Source organism: Butyrivibrio sp. INlla21 (assembly GCF_900116875.1).
Classification (GTDB): Bacteria; Bacillota; Clostridia; order Lachnospirales; family Lachnospiraceae; genus Butyrivibrio.
This window is the reverse complement of sequence record NZ_FPCC01000015.1, coordinates 40,559-61,106: the sequence shown is the minus strand read 5'-3', so window position 1 is coordinate 61,106 and position 20,548 is coordinate 40,559. Positions and strand designations below refer to the sequence as shown.

Here is a 20,548-nt window from a genome sequence, read left to right as displayed (position 1 = left end):
AATGGAAGCATATTTGGATAATTCGGCGACGACCAGAGCTTTTGATGAGGTTGCTTTGCTTGTTGCCAAGGAGATGACTGTAGAATACGGTAATCCATCAAGCGTTCATCATTTGGGCGCCGTTGCCGCAGAGAGAGTAGCTGATGCAAGAGAAACAATCGCATCAACGCTTAAGGTCGATCAGGGTGAGATAGTATTTACATCGGGCGGAACGGAGTCCGATAATTTTGCGATAATAGGTGCAGCAAGAGCCAATAAGTGGCGCGGCAATCACATCATAACAAGCTCTATCGAGCATCCCGCTGTTCTTGTAACAATGGAATATCTTCAGAAAGAGGGCTTTGATATCACATACCTTTCTGTCGATGAGACCGGAAGGATCGATCTTAATGAGTTAAAAGAAGCCATCAGACCCGAGACCATTCTTGTCTCACTGATGTTTGTAAACAATGAGATCGGAACGATTGAGCCTGTCGAGGAAGCCGGAAATATCATAAAGGCTGCTAATAAAGACATAGTTTTTCATGTAGATGCGGTGCAGGCTTACGGAAAGGTTTTGATCCGTCCGAGGGCGCTTAATATAGATCTTTTGTCTGTCAGCGGACATAAGATTCACGGACCTAAGGGAATCGGATTTTTATATGTAAAAAAAGGAACAAAGATAGTTCCTATAAATTATGGCGGAGGGCAGCAGAAGGGAATGAGATCCGGAACCGAGAATGTGCCCGGTATCGCAGGACTTGCGCTTGCCGCCAAGATGTGTTGCGACGGACTTTCGCAGCACAGCGAAAAGCTTTATGAACTTAAGAAATATCTGATAGACAATCTCGAAGAGAGGCTTACGGATATCAAGATAAACGGACCAAAATGCGATGAGGGAGCGCCGCATATAGTCAGTCTTTCCATCAAAGGACTTGCTGCGGAGACGGTTCTTAACATGCTGAGCGGAAAGGGTATTTATGTTTCAGCGGGATCGGCATGCACGTCCAACAACCCTCATGTATCCGATACGCTCAAAGCCATCGGAGTTCCGAGAGAGCTTCTTGAATCAACGATTCGTATCAGTATGTCGGTTATGACAACAAAGGAAGAGATAGATCTTTTGCTGGATACACTCTGCTCACAGGTAGAGACCATGAGAGAATTCTATCGCCATTAAGAAAGAGGATCATATATGCAGTACCATGCTTTTGTAATTAAGTATGCGGAGATAGGTGTAAAAGGAAAAAACAGATACATTTTCGAGGAGGCGCTCGTTAAGCAGATAGAGCGTGTTCTTTCCAAGTGCGACGGTGAGTTTAACGTAACCAGAGTTAACGGAAGAATGTATGTTGACGCCAAGAATTTTGATTTTAACGAGACTGTGGATCAGCTCAAGACTGTCTTCGGTGTTACGGGAATCTGTCCCGCAGTATCAATAGAGAGAAACGGAGACGGTAATCTTCCCGATGTTGCAGGCATTTCCAAGGCTGTTGTTGATTTCGTTGACGGAGTTTATCCCGATAAGAAAAAGACATTTAAGGTTAAAGTAAGACGTGTTGATAAAAGCTTCCCCATGGATTCCATGGAGCTTGCGGCTCATCTCGGAGGAGAGATCCTTGATGCATATGATGAGATGACGGTTGATGTACATAATCCCGACATTCTCATAAATGTAGAGATCAGAGAAAAACTCAACATTTTCTCCGAAGTAATTCCGGGACCCGGCGGAATGCCGATAGGAACCGCAGGAAAAGCGATGCTTCTTTTGTCAGGCGGAATCGATTCACCGGTTGCCGGATACATGATCGCTAAAAGAGGTGTTGATATCGAGGCTGTTTATTTCAATGCTCCTCCTTATACAAGTGAGAAAGCTAAGCAGAAGGTTATCGATCTTGCGGGAGTTATCGCCAAGTACACGGGCAAGGTCAGACTCCACGTAATTAACTTTACGGATATTCAGATGTATATCTACAAGCAGTGTCCGCACGATGAGCTTACCATCATCATGAGAAGATATATGATGAGGATCGCTGATATCATCGCAGGACAGACAGGATGTATGGGACTTGTGACAGGTGAGAGTATCGGACAGGTCGCTTCTCAGACAATGCAGAGCCTTATGTGCACGGGTGAAGTAGTAACGGATATCCCTGTTTACAGACCTCTTATCGCATTTGATAAGCAGGATATTGTTGATATTTCTTATAAGATTGATGCTTATGAGACTTCCATTCTTCCTTACGAGGATTGCTGCACGATCTTTGTTGCTAAGCATCCCGTGACCAAACCTCGCGCTGAGATTATCAGAAAACATGAGGAAAATCTCGCAGAGAAGATTGATGAGCTGGTAAAGACAGCTATTGAGACTGATGAGGTAATAGTTATAGAAAAATAGAGGGGCGTGATAAGTGCTCTGCTCTGGGATATGCACTAAATTCGGAAGGACCTCATTAAGTGCATCCCCATGGCTCGCACTAAGCTCGAAAAGACCTCGCTAAGTGCTCTGCTCAAATAAAAAGACCATCCAAGATTGGATGGTCTGAAATGTCTTTTTTATGGATCTAATCCAAAAAAGATTAGATCATGTAAGGCTTTAATACATTAAGAACCTCATCTGCGCCGTCTTCAGCGTGGATATTCAGATCGATAGGCTTAGAAAGATCGAGTGAAAAAATACCCATGATAGACTTAGCGTCGATAACATATCTTCCTGAAACAAGATCAAAGTCATAATCAAACTTTGTGATGTCATTTACGAAAGATTTTACCTTATCGATTGAATTTAAAGAAATTTTTACGGTCTTCATTGCGCAAATACCTCCTTCTTTTATTTCATAGTATACGTAGAAAGTGTAAAAGTCAATGCCAAAAAACGTCGCAGGACTAAAGATTGCCATGCACAATCTGGGTTGTAAAGTTAATAATTACGAGATGGATGTCATGGGACAGAAAATCAAGGAAGCGGGCGGAATTATCGTGCCTTTTTCCGATAAGGCCGATGTCTATATCATAAATACCTGTACGGTTACCAATATCGCGGACAGAAAATCCAGACAGATGCTCCATAAAGCAAAGAAAGAGAACCCGGATGCGATAGTGGTTGCGGTCGGATGCTATGTTGAGACGGGAAAAGAGGGTGTGCTCAAGGATGAGAGCATTGACCTTGCTGTCGGAAACAACAAGAAATCCGAGATTGTTGAGATACTCGATGAATTTATAGACATCAGAAGCGTGGAAGATGATAAGACTCTTCACGGAACGTCTATAATAGACATAAATCACACGAATGAGTACGAGAACATGACGCTTTCTGAGCTTCCAGAGCATACGAGAGCCTATATCAAGATTCAGGACGGCTGCAATCAGTTCTGTACTTATTGCGTTATTCCTTATGCCAGAGGAAGAGTGCGCAGCAGAGATATGAAGGATATCCTTGATGAGATAAAAGGTCTTGCGAATAAAGGATGTAGAGAAGTTGTCCTTACGGGAATTCATATAAGCTCATACGGGATGGAAAACGGAGAACAACTCCTTATTCCGCTTATCGAGAAGATAGGTGATATTGAAGGAATAGACAGGATCAGAATAAGCTCTCTTGAACCCAGGATAATGACCGAAGAAAACGTCAAGAGACTTGCAGCTGTAAAGAAACTCTGTCCCCATTTCCATCTTTCCCTTCAGAGTGGATGTGACAGTGTGCTTGCGAGGATGAACAGGCATTATACAGCCGACGATTTCAGAAAAGGTGTAGATCTTCTTCGTGAGTATTTCGATAAGCCTGCGATCACGACAGATATTATCGTGGGATTCCCGGGAGAGACCGAGGAAGAGTTTGAAGAATGCAGAAAATTTTCCGAGGAGATCGATTTCTACGAGATGCATGTGTTCAAGTATTCTCCGAGAAAAGGAACTGTTGCGGCAGGAATGAAGGATCAGCTCACCGACAAGGAAAAGAGTGCCAGAAGCGATGTGCTTCTTGATTTGACAAAGAAGCAGTCTGAGTGTTATCGTGAACTCTTCATTGGTAAAGAACTTTCGGTTCTATGGGAAGATGAGGAAAGAATAAGCGGTAAGAGATACATGATAGGGCATACTGACAGATATGTCAGAATTGCAGCACCTATGCCCGACGAAGCCCCTGAAAATGCGGGCTCAGGAGAGATTGCCACTGTTATACCCAGAGCTTTCTTAAGCTCCGATACGTTGCTTATTTGATTTTCTTATGTCATAATAATTGTGTACCGTTTTTTACAGATTCCAAGCGGAGAGAGAAGTCCGCTTCAATAATATATGAATGGAGAATACTATGGCAGAGCAGGATTTAGGAAACACCCAATTTTTTAAAGTTGAGATTGAACCCGAGACAGGTGTTAAGAAGGTTCTTTCTGTGGTATACGATGCTCTTCTTGAGAAAGGATACAATCCGGTCAACCAGATCGTCGGATATATCATGTCGGGAGATCCCACTTATATCACAAGCCACAAGGGTGCAAGAAGCCTTATTATGAAGGTTGAGAGAGATGAACTCGTGGAAGAGATGCTTGCAGAGTACATCAAGAGCAACGATTGGGCTAGAAAGTAATACGATAATATGCGGATAATGGGGCTTGATTACGGTTCCAAGACGGTCGGAGTAGCCATCAGCGATGCGCTTCTTCTTACCGCTCAAGGTAAAGAGATAATCCGTAGAAAAGAAGAGAATAAACTTAGAAAAACACTGGCACGTATAGAGGAGCTTATTGTGGAATACGGAGTCGAGAAGATAGTTCTGGGACTCCCTGTTAACATGGATACCACACCTTCTGTGCGATCAGAGTTATGCCTTGAATTCAAGGACAAGATTGAGAGAAGAACAAACATCCCCGTAATAATGTGGGATGAGCGCCTTACCACGGTAGAGGCGGATGAGATAATGGACGAACTCGGAATACGAGGTCGCGAGAGAAAAGAATACGTAGATATGATCGCAGCTCAGATAATACTTCAGGATTATCTGAACAACAGAAAAGATTGAGAGAAAACCGATTTGGAAAAGATTATTTTTAGTCCCGACGGCGAAGAACCTGTTGAGTTCTATTGCCTTGAACAGACAGTTATTGGTGCAAAAACATATTTGCTTGTAACAGATGAAGAGGATGGTGACGGAGAAGCGCTCATTTTGCGCGATGACTCCGATATTAAAGATGAAGAAGCGGTTTATGTGATCGTAGATGACGAAAAAGAACTTGATGCGGTCGCAGGCGTTTTTCGCAAGCTGCTTTCAGAAGACGACATAGATCTCGATATTTAACGGGTAACTGGTTATTATTGGGTTCTGCGTCTTTTCTACAAAAGATGGAGGAATAATTTTGAACAAAAAGAAAATTGAAAATGCGTCCAAGCTGCAGATCATTCCTTTGGGTGGTCTTGAGCAGATTGGAATGAACATCACTGCCTTCAGATATGAAGACAGTATTATTGTGGTTGACTGCGGATTGGCATTCCCTGACGATGACATGTTGGGAATCGACCTTGTCATTCCGGATATCACATATCTTCAGGAAAACATTGATAAGGTAAAAGGATTCGTTATTACCCACGGACATGAGGACCATATCGGTGCTCTTCCGTATATTTTGCATGAACTCAATGTACCCGTATATGCAACAAGGCTTACAATGGGTATAATTGAACACAAGCTCGAGGAGCATAACCTTTTAAAGAGCACAAGAAGAAAAGTGGTTAAGTTTGGACAGTCCATTAACCTTGGACAGTTCAGAGTTGAGTTTATAAGAACCAACCATTCGATCGTTGATGCAGCAGCGCTTGCGATATATTCGCCTGCAGGTACGATCGTGCATACGGGAGACTTTAAGGTTGACTACACACCTGTTTACGGAGATCCCATAGATCTTCAGCGTTTCGCTGAGATCGGTAAAAAGGGTGTCCTTGGTATCATGTGCGATTCAACCAACGCAGAGCGTCCCGGTTTTACTCCTTCCGAGAAGACAGTCGGAAGAGCGCTCAACTCACTTTTTGAAGAGCACGAGAATTCAAGGATCATCGTTGCGACTTTTGCTTCCAACGTTGACAGAGTTCAGCAGATAATCAACATTGCTCACAAATTCGGCAGAAAAGTTGTGGTCGAGGGCCGAAGCATGGTCAGCATTATCGATATAGCTCAGAAGCTTGAATGTATACAGGTTCCTGATGATACACTTATCGATATTGACCAGATCAAGAACTACCCTGAGAACAAGACCGTCATCATTACGACGGGAAGCCAGGGAGAGAGTATGGCTGCACTCAGCAGAATGGCAAGCAGCCAGCACAAGAAGATCACTATAGGCGCGGGTGATACGGTTATTTTCTCATCACATCCGATTCCGGGTAATGAGAAGGCCGTTACCAATATAATTAATGAACTCCAGATGAAGGGTGCAGATGTTGTATTCCAGGATGTCCATGTTTCGGGACATGCTTGTCAGGAAGACATCAAGCTTCTTTATACTTTGGTTAAACCCAAATATGCGATTCCCGTTCACGGAGAGTATAGACATCTTATGGCTCAGCGCAGAATAGCCAAGGATCTCGGAATACCCAAGGAGAATATCTTTATTCTTCATTCCGGTGATATTCTTGAGCTTAACGGAGAAGGCGCTGCCATAAACGGAAAGGTTCCTTTCGGAGCTATTCTTGTAGACGGACTTGGCGTAGGAGATGTAGGAAATGTCGTGCTCAGAGACAGACAGCATCTTGCCGAGGATGGAATTGTAATAGTTGTATTCGGGCTGGATCAGTCCAATGGAACGCTTGTATCAGGCCCCAGCATCGTATCAAGAGGTTTTGTTTATGTAAGAGAGTCCGACAAACTCATTGACGATGCTACGGATCTTGTTTACGACGAGGTTACCGAGGCACTTGATAAGGGTATTACCGACTGGGGAAAACTAAAAAATATTGTCAAAGACGTCTTAAGCGATTATATTTGGAAGAAGACAAAAAGAAGACCGATGATCATGCCGATAATTATGGACTCCAATAATTGATGCTAGGTCTGTAAGAGGAAAGACTATTTATGAATGCAAAAAACGGAATTTTAGGAATTCTTGATACCGTAGTAAAAGTTGCCTTTGTTTTACTTATGGTCATGCTTATAAGCAAATATTCCAAGCTTGCTTACAATTACGGATATCAGATCTTTAATCAGAAGCCTGTTTCCGCTTCGGGAACGGGAAGGGAAGTTACCGTCACCATAAGTGAGGGAGACGGCGCCAAGACTATAGGAAATAAGCTTGCGGGTGCGGGGCTTATCACAGATAAGACCTTGTTCATACTCCAGGAGCGCTTTTCCGAATATCATGGCAAGGAACAGCCGGGAACATATCAGCTCAGTACAGCGATGACTCCCGAGCGTATGATAGTGATAATGTCAGGTGCAGAAAACGCTGAGGGCGAGGAAGGCTCGGAGGCTAAATCCGCAGAGAAAGCGGAAGATACCGAGGAAGAAAGCTCTGAAGAGACAGCAGATGATACATCTGAAGGTGAAGAAGATGACGAGTCTGAAGATGAATCTGAGGATTCAGACGCTTCGGAGGAAGAAAACGGTGATTGAACAGGATAGAATGACTGCTTTCATCAATTCTCTGGATCCGGGAAATGAGGAATATCTTGATGCTCTTGAAAAAGAAGCCAAGGCAGCGGATGTTCCCATTATCCGAAAGGATACTCAGGCTTTGCTTAAGTTCCTTATGGCATCATCCAAACCCAAAAACATTTTGGAAGTAGGATGTGCCATTGGATTTTCGGCTCTTTTAATGGCGCAGTACAGCGGTGATGATACCAAGATTACGACCATTGAGAAGTACGAGAAGAGAATTCCTGTTGCTAAAGATAATTTCATAAAGTACGACAAAAATAATAAAATCACACTTTTGGAAGGTGATGCGACCGATATACTAAGAACGCTGGCCCCGGGGTATGATTTTATTTTTATGGATGCGGCAAAGGGCCAATATATCAATTTTTTGCCCGAATGCATAAGATTACTTAATAAGGGTGGTCTGCTTGTTTCCGATAATGTGCTTCAGGACGGGGACATAATAGAATCCAGGTTTGCGGTCACAAGGAGAGATCGGACCATCCATGCGAGAATGCGTGAGTATCTGTATGAACTCAAGCATAACGATGCACTAAATACGGTGATACTTACCGTTGGCGACGGAATGACACTTTCCGTCAAGCTTTGATCTGTTAAATGGAGATTTCAATGAAAAAACCGGAATTACTTATACCTGCGAGCAGCCTTGAAGTATTAAAGACTGCCGTTATATTCGGAGCTGACGCGGTCTATATCGGAGGAGATGCCTTCGGACTGCGTGCAAAGGCTAAAAACTTCAGTAAAGACGAGATGAAGGAAGGGATTTCTTTTGCCCATGAGCATGGAGTTAAGGTTCATGTTACGGTAAATATCCTTGCCCATAACTACGACCTCGACGGCGTTGAGGAATACCTTCATGAGTTAAAAGAGCTTAAGCCCGATGCGCTTATTATCGCAGACCCCGGTATTTTCATGAAGGCAAGAAGGATCTGCCCCGAGATAGACATACATGTTTCGACGCAGGCCAACAATACCAACTATGAGACATATCTTTTCTGGAGAGATCTGGGAGCCAAGAGAGTAGTGGCAGCCAGAGAACTTTCCATGAATGAGATAAAAGAGATCAAGGAAAGAATTCCCGATGATCTTGAGATGGAGTGCTTCATTCACGGGGCAATGTGTATCTCATATTCCGGAAGATGTCTTTTGTCCAATTATTTCACGGGAAGAGACGCTAACCACGGTGCGTGCACTCATCCCTGCAGATGGAAGTATGCCGTTGTAGAGGAGAAAAGACCCGGAGAGTACCTTCCTGTCTATGAGAACGACAGAGGTACCTATATCTTTAACTCTAAGGACCTGTGCATGATAGAGCATATTCCGGAGCTTGTGAATGCCGGTGTCGACAGCTGCAAGATTGAGGGAAGAATGAAAACGGCCCTCTATGTAGCGACCGTTGCAAGAACTTACAGAAAAGCAATTGACGATTTCTTTGAATCCGAAGAAAAGTACAGGGAGAACATGCCCTGGTACAAAGAGCAGATTTCAAAGTGTACATACAGACAGTTCACCACAGGCTTCTATTTCGGAAAGCCCAGTGATGAGACGCAGATCTACGACGTAAACACATATGTTAATGAGTATATCTATCTTGGAATAGTCGGCGAGGTCGATGACAGAGGCTTTGCCAAGATCGAGCAGAGAAACAAGTTCTCTGTGGGTGATGAGATAGAGATCATGAAGCCTGACGGAACCGATGTGAAGGTTACGGTCAAAGGACTTTACACCGAGGATGGCGAGAGTATCGAATCATGCCCTCATCCCAAACAGGTTATCTATGTGGAGCTGTCTGAGTCAGCCGAGAAGTACGACATATTGAGAGCCCCTTCAAAAGAAAATGAGAAAAAATAATAATATTTTGGTAGTAGTTTTTGGTAAGTTGATGTAAACTGTTAAACAGTTAAAATTTGTAGTTCAGAAAGGGGCACTGATGAGCAATAGCGTGAACGTAGAAGAGATATTCGGACAGAACGTTTTTACTCTTGCAAAGATGAGAGAGAGACTTCCCAAGAATGTTTACAAGGAGGTTGTGAGCGTTACTGAGCACGGCGGGGCATTATCCAAGGAATCCGCTGATGTTGTTGCCAACGCTATGAAAGAGTGGGCTGTTGAGAACGGAGCGACACATTATACGCACTGGTTCCAGCCGCTTACAGGTATCACGGCCGAGAAACATGATTCATTTGTGGGAAGCGCAGAAAAAGACGGAAGGATGCTTACTTCTTTTTCAGGAAAAGAACTGATAAAGGGTGAGCCTGACGCGTCATCTTTCCCTTCAGGTGGACTCAGAGCCACATTTGAGGCAAGAGGATATACGACATGGGATATCACATCTCCCGCATTCCTTAAAGAGTCGGGAGCAGGCGTTACACTTTGCATTCCCACTGCCTTTTGTTCATACACAGGAGAGGCGCTTGATAAGAAGACTCCGCTTCTTAGATCCATGGAGGCTATTAACAAGCAGGCTCTCAGAATAGTTAAGCTTTTCGGTAATACTACAGCTACCAAGGTCAATGTATCTGTAGGCCCCGAGCAGGAATACTTCCTTGTCGATTGGGACAAGGCAATGAAGAGAGAGGATCTTCTTTTTACCGGAAGAACTCTTTTCGGTGCAAAGCCCCCCAAGGGACAGGAGATGGAGGATCACTACTTCGGAGTTATCAGAGAAAGAGTCGGAGAGTTCATGAAAGACCTCAACGTAGAACTCTGGAAGCTCGGTGTTCCCGACAAGACACAGCATAATGAGGTTGCTCCCGGACAGCACGAGCTTGCTCCGGTTTATGAGACAGCCAATATTGCGGTTGATCACAACCAGATTATTATGGAGACAATGAAGCGTGTTGCAGAGCATCATCATATGAGATGTCTCCTTCACGAGAAGCCTTTTGCGGGCGTTAACGGATCCGGTAAGCACGACAACTGGTCTCTTTGCACAGATGACGGTGTTAACCTTCTTGATCCCGGCGATACACCCAACAAGAACGTACAGTTCCTGTTTGTGCTTTCATGTATCTTAAAGGCTGTTGATAAGCATGCCGATCTTTTGAGACAGAGTGCGTCTGATGTAGGTAACGACCACAGACTTGGCGCGGACGAGGCTCCTCCGGCTATTATTTCCGTATTCCTCGGAGAGCAGCTTGAGGACGTTGTAAGACAGCTTATCGAGACGGGTGTTGCTAAGTCCAGCAAGAAGGGCGGAAAGCTCAAGACCGGTGTATCCACTCTTCCTCAGTTTGAGAAGGATGCTACGGACAGAAACCGTACATCACCTTTTGCGTTTACAGGTAATAAATTCGAGTTCAGAATGGTTGGTTCTTCCGATTCCATGGCAAGTTCCAACACTACACTTAATACGATTGTTGCCGAGGCATTTGCCGAAGCTGCCGATATCCTTGAAAAGGCAGATGATTTTGATATGGCTGTACATGACCTTATCAAGGAATATCTTACCGAGCATCAGAGAATCATCTTCAACGGTGACGGATATTCGGATGCATGGGTAAAAGAAGCTGAGAGACGCGGACTTCCCAATATTAAGTCAACCATTGAGGCAGCAGATACACTTACTACCAAGAAAGCTATCGATCTTTTCCAGAAGTTCGGTGTTTATACAAAGACTGAGCTTGAGTCAAGAAAAGAGATCATATTTGAATCATATGCCAAGACTATCAACATCGAAGCTCTTACAATGATTGATATGGCTTCCAAGCAGATTATTCCTGCAGTTATGAAGTATGCCGGAAGAGTTGCCACGGATGTCAACCAGATCAAGGCAGCAGGCGTTGATGCGTCGGTTGAGGTCGCGGAGCTTAAAGAGATCCAGGATCAGCTTGCCAAGATGAAGACAGCGCTTGATAAGCTTAAAGCAGGTGAAGAGAAGGCCAAGAAGATCAAAGATCAGCGCGAGCTGGCTTTCTTCTACAAGGATAAGATCCTTCCTATCATGGAGGCGCTCAGAACCCCCGCAGACAAGCTTGAGATGCTTGTAGATAAGAAAGATTGGCCTATTCCGACATACGCAGATCTTCTTTTTGAGGGTTGATTTTTCCTAAGTAATATATACCCCTCGCAACTTTTGTTGTGAGGGGGTATAATATACATACGAGAAATGAAAAAAATTCAAAAAAAGTACTTGCTTTTTTCTGACGCCTCACGTATAATCATTTCTTGTCGGTGGGCTATCGCCAAGCGGTAAGGCAACGGACTCTGACTCCGTCATTACGTAGGTTCGAATCCTACTAGCCCAGCTAATATGTGAAAGCGAGATTGGTGACAATCTCGCTTTTTTGTTGGATAGCAAATTCCTATCCAACAAAAAACGCTCCGCTATGGATGCGCAGCTCGCGGAATGGTAGACAATTGCTTCGCAATACCGCTCGCGCGCGAAAGTTCCGGCGAGCGAATGCGAGAGCGGAACCTCATTGTACGCAAAAGGAGAGTGAAATGTACACTTTTAATTCCAAAATCAGATACAGTGAAGTTGGCAGTGACGCTGCGCTTACGATAGAGTCGCTTATCAATTATTTTCAGGACAGTACGATCTTTCAGACACAGAGCGGACCGGCATCGATTGGCTATCTTAAGGAAAACGGTCTGGCGTGGGTCCTGTCGGCTTGGCAGATAACGGTAAACAGATATCCCAAGCTGTGTGAGGATGTAACGATAGGAACAATGCCTTATGAACTCAAAGGGGCAATGGGACTTAGGAATTTCTTTATGGACAGCGCTGACGGAGAAAGGCTCGCGGTTGCCAACTCCATATGGACACTTGTCGATGTTGAGAAAGAGATGCCAAGCAGGATTACGGAAGAAATCGCATCAGCGTATGTCCTTGATGAGAAGCTTGATATGGATTATGGCAGCAGAAAGATACAGCTTCCCAAAGACGGGGAGAAGATCGAATGCCAGAGTATTGAGATCACAAGAGGCCAGATTGATACCAACAAGCATGTAAATAACGGCCAGTACATAAGGATGGCGGTTGATTGCCTTGGCAATGAGGATTTCAAGATCTCGAAGCTTCGCGCGGAATACAAGCGTCAGGCAAGACTTGGGGACGTGCTCTTCCCTGTTGTTATAAAGAGCAAAAAAGAGGATAATGATATCTATACGGTATGCCTTAATAACAGTGAAGGCGATCCGGTATGTTTGGTTGAGCTTATTTAACCGGAGGATAAATGATAAGATTAGGTGAAAAGCAGAAATTAATAGTTGTAAAGAAGGTCGACTTCGGTGTTTACCTTTCAGAGGAACAGGGAAGCGAGGAGAAAGTTCTTTTACCCGCTAAGCAGGTTCCGAAGGAAGCGGAAGTCGGATCGGATATAGAAGTGTTTATTTACAGAGATTCAAGCGACAGGCTTATTGCAACTACAGGCGAGCCTAAGATAATGCTTGGAGATGTAAGACTTCTAAGAGTTAAGGAAGTCGGTAAGATCGGAGCATTCATGGACTGGGGCCTTGAGAAGGATGTTCTTCTTCCGTTCAAGGAACAGACCAAGAAGGTTAAGGTGGGCGATGAGGTACTTTGCGCGCTCTATATTGACAAGAGTAGCAGACTCTGCGTAACCATGAATGTTTATAAATATCTTTTGAACACAAGTCCTTATAAGAAAGACGATAAGGTTAAAGGTACCGTATACGAGTTGAGTGATAATTTCGGGGCGTTTGTAGCGGTGGATGATATTTATTCGGCACTAATCCCAAAGAAGGAACTCTACGGTAATATTGGCATAGGAGACAGGATCGATGCGCGTGTTACTTCCGTAAAAGAGGACGGAAGGCTTAATCTTAGCGTCAGGGAAAAGGCATATCTTCAGATGGATGAGGATGCCCGGAAGCTTCTTGCCATGATGGATGATAATAACGGCAGAATACCTTTTACAGATAAAGCATCTCCCGAGCTTATTCGTCAAAAGACAGGAATGAGCAAAAATGAATTTAAGAGGGCTGTAGGAAGGCTTCTTAAAGAGGGCAAGATAGAGATAAAGACGGATTCGATTGAGCTTAAATGAGGTGACTATGGAATATAGAAGAGCAAACAGGGCATTCATGTTTATGATACTGTCAACAATATTGATGGGCGTATTGATATCGGCATGGTATCTTACATCTGGTGAGGAACTTTCGGTCCTTTGGAATAATGTTCTTTGTGAGCTTGTTGTGATCGTACCGGCGATTGCTGCTGTGCTTTACAGTGGGGAAAGCCTGGGCTCGGTGATCCCGCTTAAGAAATTCAATATAGTGTCGGTCCTTCTGACAATTCTATATGTATTTGCACTCTTCCCACTGATCACGTTGGTGAATTCTATATCCATGATCTTTGTAGAGAATATGGTTGATTCGATCTCTGACAGTGTTATAGCAATGCCGATGTGGATCATGCTTCTGTCAATGGGAGTAATCAGTCCGTTTGTTGAAGAAGTGGTATTTAGAGGAATCTTTTTCCATACATATAAGAGGAGCGGCAGGATTCTTGCATCGATCATATTGTCGTCTGTGCTTTTCGGAATGATGCACCTTAATTTTAACCAGTTTACGTACGCAGCGGTTATGGGCGTTATGTTCTGCTTGCTTGTTGAAGCTACAGGAAGCGTGTGGTCATCATTTTTGGCGCACGGTGTTTTTAATTCGATCGAGGTGATCTTCCTTTATGCTTCCGAATATTTTATGGATGACGTAGAACAGATCGCAGAAACGCAGGTGGGAGGCGATTATGGCCTTCTTCCGGCAATAGGTCTTTATTTATTGCTTGCGGCTATCTTTACACCCGTAGCTATCTGCATAGTTTATAAGATTGCTAAGATAGAGGGAAGAGAAGCGGCACTGACATTGATATTAAAAGGCGAAAAAGATAATAACAGAGGAAGCCTTATATCATTTCCGCTTATCGTGGGAATTGTTATAGCGGTCGGTTATATGGGCATTATTACGATCACACCATATCTAAAATAACAAAGAGGAGGGCATTCACCCTCCTTTTTGTGTTGATGACATTATCAAAGTCTTATGTCGATGTTGGAACCTACATTGGGATTAACGGACAGTTCAGAAACAGAGTCTATTTGCTCTGCAAAATTGCTGCCTACGTCTTTCATGAAATCCAGGTTCTTTGACAGCATAGCTACACCCACGTCTGTAAGAACGCGATTTTGTGATAAAGCCATCGATAATGAAGGAATATCCATAAGCACCTCCGTTTCCCTACGGATATCAGTTCCTCGAGGAATGTATATTATACCATTTCTCATCTTTTATATCGTAATATTATAATCGAATATTTAGCTATATAATGATAAATTTCATACCAAAAAAAGAATCCCTTTTTGTAGATTTTGACGGGATAATCAAAAAAATGTACAAAAAAAGACTGCTATAAGGTAGATTTTTTTGTACATTTATATTAAAATGGCTTTGTATATTATTCGTTAGCCCCTATTTAGGGATGGCAGAAAGAGTGACAAATGATTTCAAATCAGATTCTCCAGAACACAATCGACGGCCTTAAGAATATCGCTCATGTTGAGCTATATGTGTTAGACATCGATGGAAGAGAGGTAGCGTCAACATCATCGGACATGGGCAATGTATCAGCGGTTGCCAGAGATTTTGTGGAGTCTGCAGCTGATTCCCAAGAGATACAGGGACATCAATATTTCAAGATTTTTGATGAGCAGCAGCTTGAGTATATTCTTATCTGTGCCGGAACAGGCGAGAATGTTTATATGCTCGGCAAGATGATCGCTTATCAGATCCAGAGCCTTCTTGTCGCATACAAGGAGCGCTTCGATAAGGATAATTTCATTAAGAACCTTCTTCTTGATAATCTCCTTCTTGTGGATATATACAGCAGAGCCAAGAAACTTCATATTCAGTCTGACGCCAAGAGAGTGGCGATGATCGTGGAGTCACATAACGGAAGAGACAATAATGCCCTTGAGATAGCAAGGACTCATTTCGGCAACGGTACTGATTTTGTGACCGAGGTAGATGAGGACAATATCATTATCGTCAAGGATGTAACTGATATTACAAAGCCATCGGATATCACCAAGACAGCGGAAGAAATGCTTTCCGTACTTGAAAAAGACGGCCTTTCCAAGGTTAGGATAGCTTACGGAACTGTTGTGGGTGAGATCAAGGAGGTCAGCCGTTCTTATAAAGAAGCCAAGATGGCTCTTGATGTAGGAAAGATTTTCTTTGATGAAAGAAAAGTAATATGCTACAGCGAGCTGGGTATAGGACGACTTATCTATCAGCTTCCGATTCCTTTGTGTAAGATGTTTATCAAGGAAATATTCGGAGGAAGAAATCCCGACGACTTTGATCAGGAGACCTTGTCAACTATCGATAAGTTCTTTGAGAACAGCCTTAACGTGTCAGAGACATCAAGACAGCTCTTTATTCACAGAAATACTTTGGTTTATCGTCTCGATAAGCTTCAGAAGAGTACAGGCCTTGATCTTAGGGTGTTTGATGATGCGATCACATTTAAGATCGCGCTCATGGTTGTAAGGTATATGAAATACATGGAGAAGTTCACTTAATCATCCATAAATCATAATATATTTCGGGAGACAGATATGGAACGAGGATACAGGAAAAAGAGATTAAACAGGCAGATACCTGAAGATGAGATAATAACACTTGAGAATGTGACCAAGTCTTATTCAACGGGTGCACCTGCTTTAAACGGAGTCAATCTTCACATTAAAAGAGGTGAATTCGTATTTATAGTCGGAGACAGCGGATCGGGAAAGTCTACGCTTATTAAGCTCTTACTCAGAGAGCTTACACCGACAGAGGGAGAGATCACGGTTCTCGGATACAATCTCAAGAGGATCAAGCATCGCAAGATTCCGAAGTTCAGGCGTAATCTCGGAATAGTATTCCAGGATTTCAGACTTTTAAAAGACAGAAATGTCTATGAGAACGTTGCTTTTGCGCAGCGAATCGTTCAGACTCCCACAAGAGAGATAAAGAGAAACGTGCCTTCAATTTTGGCAACCGTTAACCTTGCGGGTAAGTACAAAAGTAAGATCAATCAACTTTCCGGCGGTGAACAGCAGAGAGTTGCTCTTGCAAGGGCTCTGGTAAATAAGCCGACTATTCTTTTGGCCGATGAGCCTACCGGAAATCTCGATCCCAACAATTCATGGGAAATCATGAAGCTCATGGAACAGATCAATGAGAACGGTACAACTGTTATTGTGGTAACACATAACAGAGAGATCGTTAATGCCATGAAGAAACGAGTTATCACCATGAAAAAGGGCGTCATCATAGAAGACGAGGAAGAAGGTATGTACATCGATGAGGATTAGTAGTTTTTTCTATACATTAGGACAGGGAATCAAGAACCTTGGCAGAAATAAGTGGTATACACTGGCATCTATAGCAACTATCGGTGCTTGCCTATTTCTGTTCGGTATCTTTTATTCAATAGTTACCAATTTCCAGAACGTCGTTAAGACCGCCGAAGAAGGCGTATCAATAACAGTGTTTTTTAACGAGGGAGTTTCAGAAGAGCAAATCCTGGCTGTGAAGTCGGAGCTTGAGAAGAATCGTCCCGAAGTAAGAGAGATTGAATATGTGTCTGCAGATGTGGCATGGGAAGGCTTCAAAGAGGAGTACCTCGGAGAGTATGCCGACGGATTTACCGAGAATCCGCTTGCCGATTCAGCCAACCTACAGATATATCTTAAAGATGTATCCATGCAGCCTGCACTCGTAACATACATAGAATCAATTGACGTTGTCAGAGAAGTCAACAGATCGGAAGTTACGGCCAACACACTTAGCGGACTCAATATACTTATCGCATATGTGTCTGCCGGAATCATCATAATTCTTTTGCTGGTATCAATATTCCTTATCAGCAATACGGTTACAATGGGTATTGCCGTAAGAAAAGATGAGATCAACATCATGAAATACATCGGTGCCACAGACTTTTTTGTAAGAGCACCTTTCGTGGTTGAGGGTATTCTCATCGGAATGATCGGTTCAGCAATTCCTCTTGTGATCATTTATTTTGTATATACTCATGCGATCGAGTATGTAGGAACCAAATTTACGATGCTTTCATCAATCCTTAATTTCCTTCCGGTTGAGGTTATTTACAACAAGCTTCTTCCGATATCGCTTGCGATCGGTATAGGAATCGGATTTTTGGGAAGTTTCGCAACGGTTAAAAAACACTTGCATGTATAAGAAATAATTAAAAGGACATTTTTGTTTTGAGCAGATCAATTTGCAGCACAAGGAAAAGATTGTTTAATGTGTTGTCGTGTCTGATAATCGTGATTCTGGTGTTTTTTAACAGTTCTTTGCCGACACGTGCCGAAGTTACCGAAGAGAGCATTAAGGCAAAAGAGAATCAGATATCAGAGGCTAAAAAGGAAAGAGACAACTTAAGCAATGCAAAAAGTAACCTTGAGAAGATAAAAAAAGATCTTGAAGCAAGCAAATCCAATCTTGATAAATATATCACCGAGCTTGATGCTTCGATAACGGATATACAGAACAAGATAGATGAGCTAAACACCAAGATTGATGAAAAGGTTGCTCAAATTGAAAAGACAACGGCTGAGCTTGAAGAGGCGGAACGAATTCAGGAAGAGCAGTATGAGGCCATGAAGAAACGCATCAAGTTCATGTATGAGCGCGGAAATGCGGTATACATGGAATTATTCATGGAGTCCGGAAGCTTTGGCGATATGCTTAATAAAGCGGAATATATTGAGATGCTCTCAAGCTATGACAGAAAGAAGCTTGATGAGTACATTGCTACAACTGAACTCATACAGCTTACCAAGGAAGCCTTGGAAGAAGAAAAAGCGACCCTGGATGCGACCAAAGAGAGCAAAGAGCAAGAAGAAGCAAACATGCAGTCTCTTATGGATCAAAAGAACGCAGAGCTCAATACCGTAAAGGCAGATATCAACAACAAACAGGCTGCCATAGCAGAATACGAAGCTGAGATCAAGGCAGAGAATGCAACCATTGCAGCCCTTGAGAGAGAAGTTGCTGCGGATAAAGAGGCTCTTAACAGCAAATATAAATATGACGGCGGAATGTTTACATTCCCATGTCCGAGTTATACCAGAGTATCCGATGATTTCGGCATGCGTATGCATCCTACACTTGGTGTGGAAAAGATGCATAACGGTGTAGACTTTGCGGCACCTACGGGATCGGCGATACTTGCAGCATATAACGGAACGGTTGTGGCTGCTGATTACAATGCTACCATGGGTAATTATGTTATGATCAATCATGGTAACGGATTATATACTGTCTACATGCACTGCTCTGCGGTGTATACTTCAAAGGGACAGGATGTTACTGCAGGAACCAAGATAGCTGCGGTTGGATCAACCGGAAGGTCGACAGGACCTCATTTGCATTTTGGAGTTCGACTTAACGGCGCATATGTAAGCCCTTGGAATTATCTTAAATGATTTCAAGGAGTGGGGAGTAAAAAGTGGATTTTAACAATAACATGACAGAAGAGACTAAGACAGAAGAAACTAAGTCAGAATACTTTACTGCGGCGGAAACTGTAAGTGAAGCGAGATTTTACGGCAACGAAGAAGAAAAAAGGCTTAGAAGAAGATTTATAAGCGGAATTCTTATAGGAACTATGTGCACGGCTTTTATATGTGCTGCTGTGGGCATAGCATTACACTACGTATCCTTTGGCAACAGCAATGGATTGGGGATAATGAATGATGAGACTGCCGCCAAGATAAATAGGCTCGAAGCGCTCATAGATTCTTGCTATTATAAGACCGATGTAGATAAGAAAAAGGAGAGAGACGGACTTTATAAGGGCCTTCTTGATTCCTTGGACGATCCTTATTCGGTATATTATTCCGAAGAAGATCTTACAGTGTTTGAGAACGAAACTCAGGGAATATACTTCGGTATAGGTGCCTATATATCAATGGACACCACGATCAATATGCCGCGTATAAGCAAGGTTATGCCCGGAACACCTGCTGAAGAGGCAGGAATTCTGGCTGATGACATTATTACCGAGGTCAACAAAGAAAGCGTTCAGGGTCTTACAACTGAAGAGGTTGTTTCAAGAATAAAGGGCGAAGAAGGAACGACTGTACATCTGACACTTGAAAGAGAAAGTGCCAAGGAAACTGTCGAGGTGGACGTATGTCGTAAAAAGATAGAAGTTCCCACTGTTGAAGCTAAGTCCTTGGATGACGGAATCGGATATATTCAGATAACAGAATTTGATGAAGTTACCTACAATCAGTTTGTAGAGAGATTGGCGGAACTTAAGGCTGATGATTTGAAAGGTCTTATCATCGATCTTAGAAGTAATCCCGGAGGAAACCTTAAGACTGCCTGTGATATAGCGGATCAGATCATTGCAAAAGGCAGTACGATCGTATATACCGTGGACAGAGACGGTAATCGAGTAGATTACACATGTAAAAATGAAAGCAAACTGGAGATACCGATCGTTGTTCTTGTAAACGGATATTCGGCGAGTGCATCGGAGATATTGGCCGGAGCCTTAAAGGATTACGAATTGGCAAAGCTTGTCGGAACCAAAACATTCGGAAAAGGAATTGTCCAGAGTGTATATAATCTTAATGACGGAACTGCAGTGAAGCTTACCGTAAGCAGTTACTTTACACCTAACGGAAACAATATCCACGGAATAGGAATTGAACCGGATGTTGAGGTAGAATTTGACGCCGACGCTTATACTGAGGATAAAACAGACAATCAGCTTGATAAGGCTGTAGAGGTTATGAAGGACCTTCTTGACAAATAATTAAATTGAGAGTACCATACAAAACTGTGTCATTCATTGGCACAGTTTTTCTTTTTATTTCGGTTAATACTTCTTGCCCGTATCGGGCGGTATTCCACACTGTTATTTTTGTTTTTGAAAGGTAAGTT

At 43.0% G+C, this 20,548-nt stretch carries 21 protein-coding genes and 1 tRNA gene; 20 read left to right on the top strand and 2 right to left on the bottom strand.

All coding sequences use genetic code 11. The features are described from left to right. Position 1 precedes the first annotated feature (1 nt). Both BM377_RS09980 and thiI read left to right on the top strand, forming a co-directional pair. Positions 2-1,159, top strand: a complete 1,158-nt coding sequence (locus tag BM377_RS09980; protein ID WP_092247495.1) for a cysteine desulfurase family protein — start codon at positions 2-4, stop codon at positions 1,157-1,159. A gap of 15 nt (positions 1,160-1,174) precedes the next feature. Next, positions 1,175-2,377, top strand: a complete 1,203-nt coding sequence (thiI, locus tag BM377_RS09975) for a tRNA uracil 4-sulfurtransferase ThiI (protein ID WP_092247493.1) — start codon at positions 1,175-1,177, stop codon at positions 2,375-2,377. Between the two features lie 181 nt (positions 2,378-2,558). Here thiI and BM377_RS09970 read toward each other — a convergent pair whose 3' ends face one another. Further along, positions 2,559-2,789 (bottom strand): HPr family phosphocarrier protein, encoded by a 231-nt coding sequence (locus BM377_RS09970; RefSeq protein WP_026650798.1) that lies wholly within the window; start codon positions 2,787-2,789, stop codon positions 2,559-2,561. A 55-nt stretch (positions 2,790-2,844) separates the two neighbouring features. Here BM377_RS09970 and mtaB point away from each other — a divergent pair, with 55 nt between their 5' ends. The 13 genes from mtaB (at position 2,845) to BM377_RS09905 (ending at position 14,572) form a co-directional block, all read left to right on the top strand. Next, entirely contained in the window at positions 2,845-4,197 is a 1,353-nt protein-coding gene (gene mtaB, locus BM377_RS09965; RefSeq protein WP_092247491.1) for a tRNA (N(6)-L-threonylcarbamoyladenosine(37)-C(2))-methylthiotransferase MtaB, read from the top strand. Between the two features lie 91 nt (positions 4,198-4,288). Beyond that, positions 4,289-4,564, top strand: a complete 276-nt coding sequence (locus BM377_RS09960) for an IreB family regulatory phosphoprotein (RefSeq protein ID WP_092247489.1) — start codon at positions 4,289-4,291, stop codon at positions 4,562-4,564. A gap of 9 nt (positions 4,565-4,573) precedes the next feature. Continuing rightward, complete coding sequence (ruvX, locus tag BM377_RS09955; protein ID WP_092247487.1) at positions 4,574-4,996, top strand: Holliday junction resolvase RuvX; 423 nt, start codon at positions 4,574-4,576, stop codon at positions 4,994-4,996. Between the two features lie 12 nt (positions 4,997-5,008). Then, positions 5,009-5,272, top strand: a complete 264-nt coding sequence (locus BM377_RS09950) for a DUF1292 domain-containing protein (protein ID WP_092247485.1) — start codon at positions 5,009-5,011, stop codon at positions 5,270-5,272. A 58-nt stretch (positions 5,273-5,330) separates the two neighbouring features. Beyond that, the gene (locus tag BM377_RS09945; RefSeq protein WP_092247483.1) at positions 5,331-7,010 is read left to right on the top strand and encodes a ribonuclease J; all 1,680 of its coding nucleotides are present in this window, start codon (positions 5,331-5,333) and stop codon (positions 7,008-7,010) included. Between the two features lie 29 nt (positions 7,011-7,039). Beyond that, positions 7,040-7,576 carry an endolytic transglycosylase MltG gene (locus tag BM377_RS09940; RefSeq protein ID WP_092247481.1) on the top strand — a complete coding sequence of 179 codons (537 nt, stop codon included), beginning with the start codon at positions 7,040-7,042 and terminating at the stop codon, positions 7,574-7,576. Beyond that, positions 7,569-8,210 (top strand): O-methyltransferase, encoded by a 642-nt coding sequence (locus tag BM377_RS09935; RefSeq protein ID WP_092247479.1) that lies wholly within the window; start codon positions 7,569-7,571, stop codon positions 8,208-8,210. Before BM377_RS09940 ends, BM377_RS09935 begins: the two co-directional genes overlap by 8 nt. Positions 8,211-8,230: 20 nt before the next feature. Beyond that, positions 8,231-9,472, top strand: a complete 1,242-nt coding sequence (locus BM377_RS09930) for a peptidase U32 family protein (protein WP_092247477.1) — start codon at positions 8,231-8,233, stop codon at positions 9,470-9,472. Positions 9,473-9,551: 79 nt separating this feature from the next. After that, a complete protein-coding gene (locus BM377_RS09925) occupies positions 9,552-11,663 on the top strand; it encodes a glutamine synthetase III family protein (protein WP_092247475.1) in 2,112 nt (703 codons plus the stop codon). A gap of 132 nt (positions 11,664-11,795) precedes the next feature. Then, positions 11,796-11,868, top strand: a tRNA-Gln gene (locus tag BM377_RS09920). Positions 11,869-12,064: 196 nt separating this feature from the next. Continuing rightward, the gene (locus tag BM377_RS09915; protein WP_092247473.1) at positions 12,065-12,787 is read left to right on the top strand and encodes an acyl-[acyl-carrier-protein] thioesterase; all 723 of its coding nucleotides are present in this window, start codon (positions 12,065-12,067) and stop codon (positions 12,785-12,787) included. 11 nt (positions 12,788-12,798) lie between these two features. Continuing rightward, positions 12,799-13,632 (top strand): CvfB family protein, encoded by an 834-nt coding sequence (locus BM377_RS09910; RefSeq protein WP_092247471.1) that lies wholly within the window; start codon positions 12,799-12,801, stop codon positions 13,630-13,632. 7 nt (positions 13,633-13,639) lie between these two features. After that, positions 13,640-14,572 carry a CPBP family intramembrane glutamic endopeptidase gene (locus tag BM377_RS09905; protein ID WP_092247469.1) on the top strand — a complete coding sequence of 311 codons (933 nt, stop codon included), beginning with the start codon at positions 13,640-13,642 and terminating at the stop codon, positions 14,570-14,572. 44 nt (positions 14,573-14,616) lie between these two features. Here the strand turns inward: BM377_RS09905 and BM377_RS09900 are convergent, their stop codons facing one another. Then, entirely contained in the window at positions 14,617-14,805 is a 189-nt protein-coding gene (locus BM377_RS09900) for a YjfB family protein (protein WP_092247467.1), read from the bottom strand. Positions 14,806-15,081: 276 nt separating this feature from the next. On the opposite strand from BM377_RS09900, the gene BM377_RS09895 reads away from it, so the two are divergent. The 5 genes from BM377_RS09895 (at position 15,082) to BM377_RS09875 (ending at position 20,420) form a co-directional block, all read left to right on the top strand. After that, on the top strand, positions 15,082-16,164 hold the full coding sequence (locus BM377_RS09895; protein WP_092247465.1) for a PucR family transcriptional regulator: 1,083 nt from the start codon (positions 15,082-15,084) through the stop codon (positions 16,162-16,164). A gap of 90 nt (positions 16,165-16,254) precedes the next feature. Further along, the gene (gene ftsE / locus BM377_RS09890) at positions 16,255-16,941 is read left to right on the top strand and encodes a cell division ATP-binding protein FtsE (RefSeq protein WP_092247564.1); all 687 of its coding nucleotides are present in this window, start codon (positions 16,255-16,257) and stop codon (positions 16,939-16,941) included. Then, positions 16,931-17,830, top strand: coding sequence for a permease-like cell division protein FtsX (gene ftsX, locus BM377_RS09885; RefSeq protein WP_092247463.1), 900 nt, complete (start codon positions 16,931-16,933; stop codon positions 17,828-17,830). Before ftsE ends, ftsX begins: the two co-directional genes overlap by 11 nt. 26 nt (positions 17,831-17,856) lie before the next feature. Then, complete coding sequence (locus BM377_RS09880; protein WP_092247461.1) at positions 17,857-19,080, top strand: murein hydrolase activator EnvC family protein; 1,224 nt, start codon at positions 17,857-17,859, stop codon at positions 19,078-19,080. A gap of 23 nt (positions 19,081-19,103) precedes the next feature. Then, a complete protein-coding gene (locus tag BM377_RS09875; RefSeq protein ID WP_242948144.1) occupies positions 19,104-20,420 on the top strand; it encodes a S41 family peptidase in 1,317 nt (438 codons plus the stop codon). Positions 20,421-20,548 lie beyond the last annotated feature (128 nt).